A 14,964-nucleotide genomic window follows, 5' to 3' on the forward strand; every position below is an offset into this window, starting at 1 on the left:
CCGCATGGCGAGGGCTTCGTGCGCGCGTGCACGTCGGGGCTGGCGTGGGGAATGTGTCCGCAACGGCTCGTCGCGCAACACGTCGAAAACGGCGACCTGGTGGAAGTGTCGCCGGGTGCGCGCTTCGACGTCGATCTCTACTGGCAGAGCTGGCGTCTTTCGATCGGCTGGCTGGACGACTTCAGCGCGATGCTCAAACATCGCGCCAGATCGTTTCTCGATTGAGCATTACGCTTCGCGGGTTTCGATCGAATCCACGCGATCTCGATAGAACGCGAGATGATCTTTTATCGACGCAACAGCCTCATAAGGAGACTCATACGACCACACGGCGTTGGCCGACTTTTGTCCACCTGAAGGGATACTGTAATAGCTGCACTCACCCTTGTAAGGGCAGTATGTCGAGTGCGACGTGCGTTCGAGTTGCGACATGTCCACGTCCTTGCGCGGCACATATAGCACCTCGGGATACGATGCCTCGCGCAATGAAAGCGCTTCGGTCGTATCGGCGATCACGCGTCCGCCCGCTTTGACCAGCACGCGCGACGGACTGCGCTCGATCGTGATCGGATGATCGGGACCGGGAATCTTGACGGCTTTATCCATGAGTGTCTTCCTGCGAACGAACGCACCATAGCGAACGGAAGAATCGATGGTAACGCCGTTGCGTCGAACACGCAGAACCCGGCCCCTCGCAGCATCAATGACCGAAATAAAGGGGCTTGGTGCCGTCGTTGTCCATCCGCGGCATCGCGCGCATGCCTGCAGCCGAGCGGCCGCTGGTCGCGCCGCCGTAGGAATTCATATCGGCGTTATAGGCATTGTTCTGCCCCGATGCGCGGCGCTCGGCGCGCTGGATATCCGACGGATACGAAGTCTGGTCCGAGCGCGACGGATCGTAGCCCGCTGCTTCGACCTGCCTCAGATCTTCCTTCACCTGACCCCGCGTAAGCGACGAATCGGTTTGCGCGAATGAAAGCGCCGGCGCCACCACTACAGCGGCGACGGCCACGGCTTTGACGAACGATTTCATGGTGAACCTCCGGTATGTTGGCCTGCGCACGGTGATTTCTGTGCGTGCTTCATACTCAGCATCGCCCGTGCCCGGCAACGACCGTCGTCCGTCTAAAACGCGCCTACGAACCCTTGCTCTCGATTGCCTTGACGAGCGCATGCAGCACGCGATTCGCCGGCGTCGGCACGCCGAGCGCTTCGCCACGCCGCACGATCAGCCCGTTCAGATGATCGATCTCGCTCTTCTTGCCGCGCGCGAGATCCTGCGCCGTCGACGAGAACTGATTCGGCATCGTCTCGGCGATACGGCGCACGGCGGCATCGACATCGCCGGGAATCGTCACGTTGTCCGCTTTCGCGACCGCAAGGCATTCGTCGACGACATCGCGCATCGTGCGTGTAATGCCCTCGCCCTGCACGAGCTTTCCATAAGGCAACTGCGTGATCGCGGACAGCGCGTTGTAGGCGCAATTCAGCACGAGCTTCGCCCATAGCGCGCCGCGCACGTTGTCGGAGATTTCGGTCGGCACGCCCGCCGCCACGAGCGCACGCGCAACGCCTTCGCTCTTCGTCGATGGCTCGATCACGAGTTCACCGCGTCCGTTGTGCTTCACGTGCCCCGGCCCCGCCATTTCCGTCGCGACGTACACGACAGCGGCCGCCGCCTCTTGCGGCAACAGTTCGCGCAGGCGCTCCGCATTCTCGACGCCGTTTTGCAGCGACAGCAGCAGCGCATCGTGTTCGAGATAAGGCGCGAGTGCCTTCGCGGCGCTTTCGGTGTCCGTGGACTTCACGCAGAAGAGCACGAGTTGCGCGCCCTTCACGGCGCTCGCATCGGTGCTCGCGGCGACGTGTACCCGTTCGTCGAAATGCTGCGTGTCGAGCCGCAAGCCGTCGCGTTCGATCGCCTCGACATGCGTCGGCCGCGCGATCAGCACGACCTCGTGACTCGCGCGCGCGAGCATGCCGCCGTAATAACAACCGACCGCGCCCGCACCCATGACGGCGACTTTCATGTTTCGCTTCTCCCGTTGCGATGTTGAACTGTGGCTCGAAAAGGTAACACATGGCTGCGGACGGTTCGTTACGTCACGGATGTTGCGCAAACGCTTGCGGACTTCGCATGGATTCGCGCATCTGCCCGTGTCCACGCGATTTTGTGGTCGGACGCACCATAGTCAGTCGAATTCGCGGCTCACCATATTGTTAAAACGGGCCACGCACAATACGCTTCTTTCAGCGGATCGACGATGCTGTCCAAACAATGCCGACCGCTGCGGGGTGTGCGGCCAAGGCCGCATCGAGTAGTCAAATCCGGGGGACCAAATACACGGCGTGCCGGGCAAGCGCATCGCGCGAGCGGTCGACCGTGCGGCGCACCGAGGCGCCGTGAACTTAGACAAGCGCTGGCCTTGCCGCTCGGCGACGAGCAGCTCGAAGCCGCAGGCGCGGGCGTTATCACGAGAACAAAAACATGAATCATGGATATGAAGCATCGCTCGTCAAGCGCGTGGTGAATCAACTCGTCGCGGGCATCGTGAGCGGCGAATACCAGGACAACGTGCTTCCGCCACAAGTCATTCTTTCGAAGAAGCACGGTGTGAGCCGGACCATCATGCGAGAGGCGTTGAGCATTCTCATCTCGCGCCGCATGCTCGACGTGCGGCCCAAGACGGGGACGCGCATCAAGCCTGCACGCGAATGGCTCATCATGGACCCGGAAGTCGCCGAGTGGCGCATGCGTGCGCTGCACGATCCCGACTGCATCCGCAGGCTGATGGAATTTCGTGCGCTCGTCGATCCGCCTGCCGCCGCGCTCGCCGCGACGCGTGCGAACCGGCATCAGCGCATCGCCATCAACGCGGCCTATCAGCGGCTCCTGCATGCGAGCCCGTCCGAACCCTTGCAGTCCGCCGCCGAAGAGGCGCTGCAGGCCGCCATCGTCGATGCAAGCGGCGATGAAGTGCTACGGCAGATGGGCAGCGTCGTGCGCGTCGGCATCCGCACCATGAAGGCGGCGCTGCGCAATCAGCCTCATGCGCTGCCGCGCGTGCCCGATTCGCAGCTCGGCGATTACGGCAGGCTCGTGCGCGCGATCGAAACCGCCGACGGCGACGGCGCGCGAGCGGCCATGTCGCAAGTGCTGTCGCGCACTGCCTCGCTCTGGATCGAAGAAATCGCCTGAAGCCGGTTCTGAATCACCATTCGGATGCAGCGGCGGGCAGGCCGCCCGCATCGCCTTCATGGCCCGCCGGGAGCGCATCTTGCGCGCCCGGACGCCGCACTTTCGCCTCGCATGCGCCGCGCGCGTGACTACAATGAGTCATGCCTGTGCATGCGCGGCGTTGAAAAACGGAGGCAAGAATGGCAGAGCTCGAAAAGGAAAGGGTCGTCGGCGTCCTGAACAAGATTCTCGAATCCGAACTGGCGGGTGTCGTGCGTTACACGCACTATTCGTTTCTCGTCTTCGGCTTCGGACGCATTCCCATCGTCTCGTGGCTGCGCGCACAGGCCGATGAATCCCTGCTGCACGCGCATCAGGCCGGCGAATGGATCACGACCCTCGGCGCGTATCCGTCGCTTGAAATAGGCCCGCTGCTCGACAATCACACGTTCGACATCGCGACGATCCTGCGCGAATCGCTGCAATCGGAAAACGTCGCGCTCGGTCATTATCGCGAGTTGCTCTCGCTCGTCGAAGACCGTTCCGTCGCGCTGGAGGAATACGCGCGGCAGATGATCCAGGTCGAGGAACTGCACGCGGGCGAAGTGGACAAGATGCTGCGCAGGCCCGGCGAAGTCGAAACGTCGCCCGAGCGACGCACGGGGCATAACTGAGCGAAATGAAAAGCGCCGGTCCGCATTTCGCGGACCGGCGCCTGAGACGCCCGGAAGCGCCGTGTCTTACTTCGGCTGCGCGACCGTGCGCAGATAGGGCTTCAGCGTCTTGAAGCCTTCGGGATACTTCTTCTTCGCGTCTTCATCCGAGACGGACGTCGGAATGATGACGTCATCGCCCGGCTTCCAGTTCACCGGCGTCGCGACCGTGTGCTTCGCGTTCAGTTGCAGCGCGTCGAGCAGGCGCAGCACTTCGTCGAAGTTGCGGCCCGCGCTCATCGGATACGTGAACGTGGCCTTCACCTTCTTGTCCGGACCGACGATGAACACCGCGCGGATCGTCGCGTTGTCGTTCGCCGTGCGCGGATTCGCGCCGCTCGCGTTCGGATGGATCATGTCGTAGAGCTTCGCGACGTTGAGATCCGCGTCGCCGATCATCGGATAGTTGACCGCCGTGCCCTGCGTTTCCTCGATGTCCTTCGCCCACTGCGAGTGATTCGTCACCGGGTCGATCGAGAGGCCGATCACCTTCGTATTGCGCTTGTCGAACTCGGGCTTGAGCTTGGCCATATAACCGAGCTCGGTCGTGCAAACCGGCGTGAAGTCCTTCGGATGCGAGAACAGGATTGCCCATTTGTCGCCGATCCACTCGTGAAAGCGAATCGTGCCTTCGGTCGTCTCTGCCGTGAAATCGGGGGCTTCATCACCAATGCGTATAGCCATATCAAATCTCCACGTGAGGAAAAGGCCGGTGAACGTTCCATATGCATAAGAACGGTTTCCGGGTTAAGGATTGCAATCGTGAATCTGATTATAGTGCGCGATGCATCGGCAATTGATGACCGCTGGCGTCGTGTGGTCATGCGTCGCGCCGCACGAGCCACGGCGGATATAGCCAGCGGCACGTTTCCTGCTCCGTACCCGCGACGCCGTGAATAAGCATATTTCGTAAATGTCCGTTGCTCGCGTTTCGGACGGCGCCGCGCTCGAATTCGCCGGCGAAATCTGCTATCACGAGACACATACGTCAGACCGAACGTGCAAGTGCAAGGCCGCAGGCACCTGGATCATCGCGCAGTCGAACAGGCGACAGAATTCGCCGCGCCACCCGGCGTGGCCACGCTGCCGCCGCATAAGGAGGCGATCGTGACCGTCATGCAAAGAAAGTCCGTTGCTGCGTTGCAAAGCGAAGCGGCCGAAAGCGAGGAAGTGCTTCAGGAACACGGCGGCCACGCGCTGAAGCGTTCGCTCACCGCGCTCGATGTCGTGTTGCTCGGCATCGGCTGCATCATCGGCGCGGGGATTTTCGTGCTGACGGGCCACGCGGCCGCCACCAACGCCGGCCCCGCGATCATCATCTCTTTCGTGCTCGGCGCAATCGTTTGTGCGCTCGCTGGCCTGTGTTATGCAGAGATGGCTTCCACCGTGCCCGTATCGGGGAGCGCGTACACCTACGCTTATGCGACGATGGGCGAACTGATTGCGTGGCTCATCGGCTGGGATCTGATACTCGAATACGCGGTCGGCGCAACGACCGTCGCGATCGGATGGTCGGGTTATGTCGTGAGCTTTCTGCATTCGATCGGCATCGACATACCCGAACAGCTTGCGAAAGCGCCTTTCGCTTACGATCCCGGTCACGGCTGGAGTCATGTCGGCGCGATCCTCAACGTGCCCGCGATGGTGATCGTCGGGCTCATCACGATTCTTCTGGTTATCGGCATACGCGAGTCGGCGCGTGTGAACAGCTTCATCGTCGTCATCAAGGTGCTGATCGTGCTCGCGTTCATCGCGGCGGGCATCGCCTATGTCGATACGAACCACTGGGTCACTCCGCAAAATCCGACCGGCGCGTTCATACCGCCGAATACCGGCGAGTCGGGCGTGTTCGGCATGAGCGGCGTGTTGCGTGGCGCGGCCGTCGTGTTCTTTGCCTATATCGGTTTCGATTCGGTATCGTGCGTCGCGCAGGAGACGCGCAATCCGCGACGCGACATGCCGATCGGCCTTCTCGGTTCGCTCACGATCTGCACCATTCTCTACGTGCTCGTTTCGTACGTACTCACCGGCATCGTGTCTTACGACAAGCTGAACGTGTCGGACCCGATCGCAGTCGGCGTCGATGCGATCGGCATGCGCTGGCTTTCGCCCATCGTGAAACTGGGCGCGATTTTCGGTCTGACGTCGGTGATTCTCGTGCTGTTGCTGTCGCAGCCGCGCATCTTCTATTCGATGGCGAAGGACGGACTCTTGCCACCGTTCGCATCGAAGATTCACCCGCGCTTTCACACGCCCTATATCACGACCATCATCACCGGCATCATCGTGATGATTCTTGCGGGACTGTTGCCCATCGGTCTCGTCGGGGAACTCGTGAGCATCGGCACGCTGTTCGCGTTCATGGTGGTGTGCATCGGCGTGCTCGTGTTGCGCATCACGCAGCCGAATCTCGAACGCGCATTCAAGACGCCCGCGGTGTATGTGGTCGCGCCGCTCGGCGCGTTGTCATCGCTCTTTCTGATGTCCGGCCTGCCCGCCGATACGTGGATACGGCTCATCGTCTGGATGGCGATCGGCGTCGTCATTTACTTCGGCTACGGCATACGTCATAGCAGGCTGCGCAATCAGCGAGAAGCCGCGCCGCGTCGCCCCGCTCGCGGATGACATTCGAAGGGCCGCTCGAATCGCGGCCCTTGCTTCATTCCGACGCGCGTTTCGATTCGTGTTCGCGCGCTTCTTCAGGGCTTTCGTAGATATACGGCGCGACGCCGCGACGTTTCAGTGCGTCGCCGAGTTTCAGCCTTAGAAAGCTGCTCGTCGTATAGCGCGTCACGCGGTCATAGTGTCCATCGACGAGCTTCGTGACCATTTCCGAATACGCGTCGAGCATGTCGGGGCGAATCGAAAAGTTATCGTAGTTCACGATCGCGTGCGGCTTCGTCGTCACGCCCGCTAACTGCTTTTCGACTTCGCGGCGAATCGCTTCGACATCGCTCAGGCTCTTCACTTCATGGCCTTCGAAGTTGATGAAGAAGAGATTCTTCTCCGCGTCGTAGCTGAAGCGTTCGGAGAGATCGAGCCTCAGCAGGATATTGCGCAAGCCCATTGGCGCATCGCGGAAGATGCGTTCGTCCATCAGACGCGGCGGCGTGTCCATGATCGGCGCGAAACCCATTTGCGCGACGATGTCTCGCTCGATATCGACGCCCGGTGCGACCTCGGTCAGCGCAAGTCCCTTGTCCGTGAGTTCGAACACGCAGCGCTCGGTGATATAGATCACGGTCTGCCCGCGCTCCGCCGCATAACGCCCGCTGAACGTGCGATGCTCGACGGCATCGACGAACTTGCGGCATTCGCCTTCGCGGCGAACCTCGAGCTTGCCTTCGTTGATCGCGACATCGAGCTTGCCCGCATTGAAAGTGCCGACGAACACGACCTTCTTGGCCGCCTGGCTGATATTGATGAAGCCGCCCGCGCCCGCGAGCTTCGGCCCGAACTTGCTCACGTTGAGATTGCCTTCGCCGTCCGCTTGCGCAAGGCCTAGGAACGCGATGTCGAGGCCGCCGCCATCGTAGAAGTCGAACTGATACGGCTGATCGATGATCGCCTGCGTATTCGTCGCCGCGCCGAAATTGAGGCCGCCCGCGGGAATGCCGCCGATCACGCCCGGCTCCGTCGTCATCGTGAAGAGATCGATCACCTGCTCTTCGTTCGCGACGCTCGCGATGCCCTCCGGCATGCCGATGCCGAGATTCACGACGCTATTGGCCATCAATTCGAACGCCGCTCGCCGCGCGATGATCTTGCGTTCCGTAAGCGACATCGGCGGCACCGAACTCGCGGCCACGCGCAATTCGCTCGAAAACGCCGCGCTGTATTGCTCGCCGAAGGTCTGCCAGTGATTGTCGGGCTTTGCCAGTACGACGCAGTCGACCATCACGCCGGGTATCTTCACTTGGCGCGAGTTGAGCGTGTTCGATTCCGCAAGCCGCTCGACTTGCGCGATCACGATGCCGCCCGAATTGCGCGCGGCCATCGCGATGGACAACGCTTCGAGCGTCAGCGCTTCCTTTTCCATCGTGACGTTGCCGTTGAGATCGGCGGTCGTGCCGCGCACGATGGCGACGTCGATCGGAAAGGTCTTGTAGTAGAGATAGTCCGTGCCGTCGATCTCCATGAGCCGCACGAGATCTTCCGTCGTGCGCGCATTGAGCTTGCCGCCGCCGTTGCGCGGATCGACGAAGGTGCCGAGCCCGACCGTCGAAAGTTGCCCTGGCCGATGCGCGGCGATATCGCGAAAGAGCTGCGAGATCACGCCTTGCGGCAGGTTATACGCTTCGATGCGATTCTCTATCGCCATCTTCTGAAGGCCCGGCACGAGTCCCCAGTGCCCGCCGATCACGCGCTTGACGAGCCCTTCGCGCGCCAGATGATTGAGGCCTTTGCTGCGGCCATCGCCCTGGCCCGCCGCATACACGAGCGTGAGGTCCGCGATGGGATCGTCGCCTTCGACGAAGCGTTCTTCGAGCGCGATCGCCACTTCTTCCGCGAAGCCGATGCCGACGAAACCGCTCGTCGCGATCGTGTCGCCCGAGCGGATCAGACGCACGGCCTCGCGCGCGGACGAGATCTTGCCGCGTTCGACGAGGCGCGCTGTCGATGGAAACGGATGGCGGGTCGGCGTGTTGCTGGCGGTCATGGCGTCTCCTGTCTGCCGCATTTCTTATCGTGAGTTTCGCTTGAATACGCGCCGCCTGCTTGCGTCGAACGCACGCAAATCAGCTGATTTGCGCCGTCATATCTCGACGCGCGCGCCGAGTTCGATCACGCGATCGGCCGGTAATCGCAAATAGGCCGCGACGTTGCCGACATTGTGCAACATGATCGCGAACAGCCGTTCGCGCCATAAGGCCATGCCGGCGCCGGGCGTCGGCACGACGGTCGCGCGCGACATGAAGTACGAGATCGTCGCGCGATCGAATTTCAGCCCGGCCCCGCGGCACTTTTCCAGCGCGGCGGGAAGATCGACTTCGTCCTTGAAACCGTAGTTCACCGTCACCTGGAAGCAGCCGTTGCCGAGCGTTTCGATCGACACGCGGCGCGCTTCGTCGACCCATGGCACAGGCTCGGTCGCGACCGTCAAAAAGACCGTGTGTTCGTGCAGCACGCGGTTATGCATGAGGTTGTTCAGCAGCGAATGCGGCACGCCGCTCGGATCGTTCGACATGAAGATCGCCGTGCCTTCCACGCGCGCCGGCGAACGTTCGAGCAGGTTGGCGAGAAACGGCTTGAGCGGCATCGTGCCCGCACGCGCGCGCGCTTCCTGGATCATCATCTGCGCACCGCGTCCCCACGTCGCCATGATCGTGAACATCACGAGACCGATCGCCACCGGGAACCAGCCGCCGTCCGCAATCTTCAGGCAATTCGCCGAAAAGAACATCGCGTCGATCACGAAGAAGAATGCGGTGGCGAAGATACATAGTGCCCAGTTGTATCGCCACGCATAGCGGATCACGAAGAACGTCAGCAACGTGGTGATGAGCATCGTGCCCGTGACCGCGATGCCGTATGCGGAGCCGAGCGCCGTCGACGAGCCGAAGCCGAGCACGGCCGCGACCACTGCGAGCAGGAGCGTCCAGTTGATGCCCGGCACATAGATCTGCCCGATCTCCCGCGCCGATGTGTACACGACGCTCATGCGCGGCAGAAAGCCGAGCTGCATCGCCTGCTTGGTCATCGAATAGGTGCCCGAGATCACGGCCTGCGATGCGATGACGGTCGCGATGGTGGAGAGCACGACCATCGGATAGAGCATCCACGATGGAAAGAGCCGGTAGAACGGATTCTGCAACGCGGCGGGATCGGCGATAAGAAGCGCGCCCTGACCGAGATAGTTGAGCGCGAGCGCGGGGAAGACGATCGCGAACCATGTCAGGCGGATCGGCCGCGAACCGAAGTGGCCCATGTCGGCATAGAGCGCTTCGGCGCCCGTGAGCGAAAGCACGACCGCGCCCAGCGCAACGAACGCGAGCCACCGATGCCGCATGCAGAACTCGAGTCCTTCGAGCGGATTGAGCGCCGCGAGGATATGCGGCGAATCCTTGATGTTCATGAGCCCCGACACGGCCAGCACGATGAACCACAGCACCATCACCGGCCCGAAGACGGCGCCGATGCCCGACGTACCGTGCTTTTGCATCACGAACAGCGCGACCAGCGCGACGAGCGTGAGGGGCACGACATAAGGCTGAAGGCCGGGCGCCGCCACTTCGAGGCCTTCCACTGCGCTCAGCACGGAAATGGCGGGCGTGATGACGCCATCGCCGTAAAAGAGCGCCGCGCCCATCACGCCGACGAGCAGCAGCACATGCTTCAGCCGCTTCTTCGATTCCACCGACGATGCCGCGAGCGCGAGCAGCGCCATGATGCCGCCTTCGCCGTGATTGTTGGCGCGCAGGATCAGCGTCACGTACTTGAGCGACACGATGATGGTGAGCGACCAGAAGATCAGCGACACGATGCCGATCACGTTCGCCGGCTGCAAAGGCAGGCCGCCCGCGGGATCGAACACGGTCTTGAGCGTATAGAGCGGACTCGTGCCGATATCACCGTAGACTACGCCGAGCGCCGCGAGCGAGAGCCCCATCAATGCCGGATGGCCGTGCGGCTTCGGCGCGTGATTGTCATCGGCCGGCAAGCCGGGTGCAGTCGATCCCATGATTCCTCCCTGCTTTTCCGAGCCGCGCATGCGGGCGGCCTATTTGTCAGAGGATGAGCGTCTGCCTTGCTGTGTCGATAAAAGTATAGGAACGAAGCGCGGTTATGTCCGCGCAGGCTTCGTTACGCGTATTTGATCTGAGCGACCGCGCGCAGCTCGTCGGCAGTGGCGGTGCCGTAGCCGAAGAACTCCAGATACGCCGGAATCATCTCGAACAGCATGTCCGTGCCGACCTGCACGGCGCAGCCCTTGTCTTTCGCGGCGCGCAGGAGCGGCGTGTATTCCGACTTCATCACCACTTCGCCGACGAACGTGCCTGGCGCGATGCGGTCGATATCGAACGGCAGCGGGTCCGTGTCCTTCATGCCGAGCGGTGTCGCGTTGACGATGACGTCGAAGCCGTCGGGATCTTTCGTATCGGTTCTGACGATCAGGTTCGGATAGTGCTCGCGCAAGCGCGAGGCGAGCCCTTCGACGGACGCCGTGTTGGTGTCGAAGATAGCGAGTTCCGCGACGCCCGCCGCCGCGAGCGATGCCGCGATCGGCGAGCCGACGCCGCCGCTGCCGAGCACGAGCACGCGTGTGCCCGCGAGTTTGCGGCCCTTGCGCTCGACGCCGCGCACGAAGCCCGCGCCGTCGAACTGATCGCCGACGAGCCTGCCGTCTTCGCGCTTCAGGATTGCGTTGCAGGCTCCGGCGATGCGCGCGGTGGGACTCACTTCATCCATCAGGCCGACGGTCGTGATCTTGTGCGGCATGGTGACGAGCGCGCCGCGGATGTTCGTCAGCTTGAACAGATGCGGCAGGAACGCGACGTAATCGTCGGGTTTGACGCCCATCGGCACGACGACCGCATCGATGCCCTGTTTGTCGAACCAGGGGTTGTAGATCATCGGCGCCTTGAACGCTTCGGTCGGGTAGCCGAGGTGAGCAATCAGAGTGGTCTTGCCGCTGATCATGGCAGCTCCTTTCACGATGTCGGACGCGCGCGGTCGCGCTCCGATCATGATAGAGCGGATTGCGTCTGCCGCAGTGCGGCAATCAGTGACTCGCGCCGAGGTAGGCCGCCTTCACCGACGGATCGTTGCGCAACTGCTCTGCGGGGCCGTGTGTCGCGACGCGTCCGTTTTCGAGCACGTAGCCGTAATCCGCGACATTGAGCGCTGCGGCTGCGAACTGTTCGACTAGCAGCATCGTGACGCCGTCCGCTTTGAGGCGCTCGATGATGCGAAAGACTTCGTCGACGAGAATGGGCGCGAGACCCATCGACGGTTCGTCGAGCAGGACGAGGTCCGGATTGAGCATGATGGCGCGCGCCATGGCGAGCATCTGCTGTTCGCCGCCCGATAGCGTGCCGGCGAGTTGATTGCGGCGTTCTTTCAGACGCGGAAAGAGTTCGATCGCGCGTTCGAGATCGGCGCTGACATCGCCCTTCGGGCGCGACCATGTGAGACGCGGGAAAGCGCCGAGCAGCAGGTTATCGGTGACGGACATGGTCGCGAATACGCGGCGTCCTTCCGGTGAATGCGCGAGTCCGAGGCGCGCGATCTTGTGCGAATCGAGCGAATCGATGCGCTTGGAGTTGCTGCCGACGCCCATTGTGATTTCGCCTTCGGTCGGCTTGATCATGCCGGAGATGGCGCGCATCGTCGTGGTCTTGCCGGCGCCGTTCGAGCCGATCAGCGTGACGACTTTTGCCTTCGGCACGTTCAGTGAGATGCCGTGGAGGACTTTGACTTTGCCGTAACCGGCGTGGAGGTTTGTTATCGTCAGCATTTTTCTTTTTCGGCTTTTGGGGAAATCCTGTGATCGTGTCGGTCTATTAGCACTGCCCCTGTGCGGGGCGGCACTCACTTTCTTTGCTGCTGCAAAGAAAGTAAGCAAAGAAAGCAGCCTCTGATACGCCCGCGGTCACACGCAATTTGGGTAGTCCTCTCGTCGTTCGTGGGCTGCCTAAAGAGTGCCCTCATAGGCCCAACCGGGCTTGGCTCGCGCACGGTCCGCCTCGTCGCACCACACAACAAACTGGTTCAGCACCAAACAGCTCCAGCCCGCTTCGCGGCCGACCGGTCAATCGGGTCCGCGCGTGCTTCTCTACTAACGTCTCCATCTCACTGCAATCGCCGCCCTTTGGTTTCCCTTGCGGACCCGGCGGCAGCGCGTAGCGCTGTGCCGAAGCTCTTTCGTGCTGAACCAGTGTCCTCAGCGTTTTCGGGCGGCGGACCGTGCGCGAGCCAAGCCCGATTGGTCCTTCGAGGGCACTCTTTAGGCGAGTGCCACCGAGGACGAGAGAACTACCCAAATTGCGTGTGACCGCGGGCCTGAAAAGCTGCTTTCTTTGCCTACTTTCTTTGCAGCAGCAAAGAAAGTAGGTGCCGCCCCGCACAGGGGCAACGCTAATAGACCACTAATAAAACGGGATCCGGCGAAAACAAAACCTAAGCCACCTGCGCCGCCTGCCCCCCCAAATAAGCCTCGATAACCTTCTCATTAGCCTGAATCTCGGAAGGCTTCCCTTCGGCGATTTTCTGCCCGAAGTCCAGCACGGAAACCGTATCGCAAACGCTCATCACCACATCCATATGATGCTCGATCAACACAAGCGTGATGCCATGATTGCGCACCTTGCGAATGATCGCGACGAGTTCGCGAATATCCGGCGCGGTCAATCCGGCCGCGGGTTCATCGAGCAGAAGCAATTGCGGATCGAGCGCCAACGCACGCGCGATTTCAAGCAGACGCTGCTTGCCGTAGGGCAGATTGCGCGCTTCCTCTCCGGCGACATGCTCCAGGCCCACAAAACGAAGCATGTTGAACGCACGCTCGCGCGCCGCGCGCTCTTCGCGCCGATATCGCGGACTCATCACGCCGACATCCGCGATGTTCGATCTGAACGTGTGATGCAAGCCGACGAGCACATTCTCCAAAGCCGTCATCTCGCCGAAGAGCTGCACGTTCTGAAACGTCCGAGCGATGCCCGACAGCGCAATCTTCGACGACGTACGCCCCGCGAGCGATTGCCCCTCGTATTCGATCGCGCCAGCAGTCGGGACATAGATGCCCGTCAGCACGTTCATCATCGTGCTCTTGCCGGAACCGTTGGGACCGATGAGGCCGTGGATCGTGCCGCGCTTCACAGTGAGATTCACATCGTTCAACGCCTTCAGGCCGCTGAACTGCATCAGCACGCCGCGCACGTCGAGGATCGTATCCGCGCCTTCCGTATCGACCGCCGCGACGGCATCGTCCTGGCGCGTATGGCTCGCGAGCTCATCGGTATCGACCTTCGTCACGCGCACGCGGCCAAGGTTCAGCGTCTTGCGCACGAAGCCGACGATGCCATCCTGCAGGTAATAAACGACGAGCAGGATCATCAGACCGAAGATGGTCAGACGCCAGTCGGTGAGCGCCTCGATCCAGAACGAAAACACCGCGAGTCCCGCCGTGCCGACGATCGGCACCGCAACGCGCTGCGGCGTCGTGGTCTTCTTCGCGAGCGCAAGCGCGGCGCCCGCGACGACGACGACCGCCAGCGCCGTCGCGACGACGCGGAAGTTGGAGATATCGTCGAGCAGCTTGGGTAACATGACGATCACCGTCGAACCGATGATCGCGCCCGTGCGCGTCTTGCGTCCGCCCATGATGATGGCGAGCAGGAAGAGGATGGTCAGTTCGAAGTTATAGGTGTTAGGCGAAATGTATTGCTCGGAATACGAGTACAGGCAGCCCGCGAGGCCCGCGAATCCCGCACTGATTACGAATGCAATTACCTTGTAGCGATACACCGACACGCCCATGCAGTCCGATGCGATGGGGCTGTCGCGCAGCGCTTCGAATGCGCGCCCGAGATGCGACTTCAGCACGCGATGCACGACGATCAGCGACACGACGAGCAGCGCCGCGACGAGCCAGTAGTACTGCACCTCGTCGAGCCTGTGTCCCGCGAACATCGGCTTCGGGATCTTGAGACCCATCGGTCCGTTGGTGAGGAAATCCATCTCGTTGATGAGAATCTGGATGATCGTGCCGAACGCGAGCGTCACCATCGCGAGATACGGACCGGACACGCGCAGCGCGGGCAATGCAAGGATCGCGCCGAAGCCGGCTGTGATCAGAATCGAAAGCGGCGCGGTCAGATAGAACGGCATGCCGAGCTTGATGAACAGCACGCCCGCCGTGTATGCGCCCACGCCGAACAATCCCGCGTGACCGAGCGACACTTGCCCCGTGTAACCCACGACGATATCGAGCCCGAACAGCAGGATCGCGTAGATCATGATGGTTTCGACGAGGTGGATGTAGTACGGATTGCCCGACGCCACCGGGAAAATTGCGAGTGCGGCGAGTCCGACGAGCGCCGCGATCCAGTTCTTTGCTTTCATCGTCGCCGC

General features: G+C 61.8%; 13 protein-coding genes and 1 pseudogene. 4 read left to right on the forward strand and 10 right to left on the reverse strand.

What is annotated here, in order from left to right; all coding sequences use genetic code 11:
* A pseudogene (locus NCS02_RS17615) lies at positions 1-225 on the forward strand (ArgP/LysG family DNA-binding transcriptional regulator); the annotation flags it as partial.
* Positions 226-228: 3 nt separating this feature from the next.
* On the opposite strand, the gene NCS02_RS17620 reads toward NCS02_RS17615, so the two are convergent.
* From NCS02_RS17620 to NCS02_RS17630, 3 genes are all read right to left on the reverse strand, one after another.
* On the reverse strand, positions 229-606 hold the full coding sequence (locus NCS02_RS17620) for a DUF427 domain-containing protein (protein WP_008353290.1): 378 nt from the start codon (positions 604-606) through the stop codon (positions 229-231).
* 94 nt (positions 607-700) lie between these two features.
* Positions 701-1,033: a DUF4148 domain-containing protein gene (locus tag NCS02_RS17625; protein ID WP_008353289.1), complete on the reverse strand. Its 333-nt coding sequence runs from the start codon at positions 1,031-1,033 to the stop codon at positions 701-703.
* Positions 1,034-1,136: 103 nt separating this feature from the next.
* Positions 1,137-2,030 (reverse strand): ketopantoate reductase family protein, encoded by an 894-nt coding sequence (locus NCS02_RS17630; RefSeq protein ID WP_250519907.1) that lies wholly within the window; start codon positions 2,028-2,030, stop codon positions 1,137-1,139.
* A 458-nt stretch (positions 2,031-2,488) separates the two neighbouring features.
* Between NCS02_RS17630 and NCS02_RS17635 the strand changes: the two genes are divergently transcribed.
* On the forward strand, positions 2,489-3,199 hold the full coding sequence (locus tag NCS02_RS17635) for a FadR/GntR family transcriptional regulator (protein ID WP_008353287.1): 711 nt from the start codon (positions 2,489-2,491) through the stop codon (positions 3,197-3,199).
* Positions 3,200-3,212: 13 nt separating this feature from the next.
* Here NCS02_RS17635 and NCS02_RS36315 read toward each other — a convergent pair whose 3' ends face one another.
* The gene (locus NCS02_RS36315) at positions 3,213-3,341 is read right to left on the reverse strand and encodes a hypothetical protein (protein ID WP_268811586.1); all 129 of its coding nucleotides are present in this window, start codon (positions 3,339-3,341) and stop codon (positions 3,213-3,215) included.
* Between the two features lie 37 nt (positions 3,342-3,378).
* On the opposite strand from NCS02_RS36315, the gene NCS02_RS17640 reads away from it, so the two are divergent.
* Entirely contained in the window at positions 3,379-3,852 is a 474-nt protein-coding gene (locus NCS02_RS17640) for a ferritin-like domain-containing protein (protein WP_175979372.1), read from the forward strand.
* A gap of 66 nt (positions 3,853-3,918) precedes the next feature.
* On the opposite strand, the gene NCS02_RS17645 is transcribed toward NCS02_RS17640, so the two are convergent.
* A complete protein-coding gene (locus tag NCS02_RS17645) occupies positions 3,919-4,575 on the reverse strand; it encodes a peroxiredoxin (protein WP_008353285.1) in 657 nt (218 codons plus the stop codon).
* Between the two features lie 432 nt (positions 4,576-5,007).
* Here NCS02_RS17645 and NCS02_RS17650 point away from each other — a divergent pair, with 432 nt between their 5' ends.
* On the forward strand, positions 5,008-6,516 hold the full coding sequence (locus NCS02_RS17650; protein ID WP_175979570.1) for an amino acid permease: 1,509 nt from the start codon (positions 5,008-5,010) through the stop codon (positions 6,514-6,516).
* 34 nt (positions 6,517-6,550) lie between these two features.
* On the opposite strand, the gene NCS02_RS17655 is transcribed toward NCS02_RS17650, so the two are convergent.
* From NCS02_RS17655 to NCS02_RS17675, 5 genes are all read right to left on the reverse strand, one after another.
* Positions 6,551-8,551 (reverse strand): acyl CoA:acetate/3-ketoacid CoA transferase, encoded by a 2,001-nt coding sequence (locus NCS02_RS17655; RefSeq protein WP_250440628.1) that lies wholly within the window; start codon positions 8,549-8,551, stop codon positions 6,551-6,553.
* A gap of 96 nt (positions 8,552-8,647) precedes the next feature.
* Positions 8,648-10,573 carry a potassium transporter Kup gene (locus NCS02_RS17660; RefSeq protein ID WP_008353280.1) on the reverse strand — a complete coding sequence of 642 codons (1,926 nt, stop codon included), beginning with the start codon at positions 10,571-10,573 and terminating at the stop codon, positions 8,648-8,650.
* Positions 10,574-10,695: 122 nt separating this feature from the next.
* A complete protein-coding gene (locus NCS02_RS17665; protein ID WP_008353278.1) occupies positions 10,696-11,532 on the reverse strand; it encodes a shikimate dehydrogenase family protein in 837 nt (278 codons plus the stop codon).
* An 82-nt stretch (positions 11,533-11,614) separates the two neighbouring features.
* The gene (locus NCS02_RS17670; RefSeq protein ID WP_008353276.1) at positions 11,615-12,349 is read right to left on the reverse strand and encodes an ABC transporter ATP-binding protein; all 735 of its coding nucleotides are present in this window, start codon (positions 12,347-12,349) and stop codon (positions 11,615-11,617) included.
* A gap of 662 nt (positions 12,350-13,011) precedes the next feature.
* Entirely contained in the window at positions 13,012-14,955 is a 1,944-nt protein-coding gene (locus NCS02_RS17675; RefSeq protein ID WP_008353274.1) for a branched-chain amino acid ABC transporter ATP-binding protein/permease, read from the reverse strand.
* Between the last annotated feature and the right edge of the window lie 9 nt (positions 14,956-14,964).

Origin of the sequence: Caballeronia sp. NCF2 (assembly GCF_023631205.1) — a bacterium.
In the GTDB taxonomy this organism is placed as follows: domain Bacteria; phylum Pseudomonadota; class Gammaproteobacteria; order Burkholderiales; family Burkholderiaceae; genus Caballeronia; species Caballeronia zhejiangensis.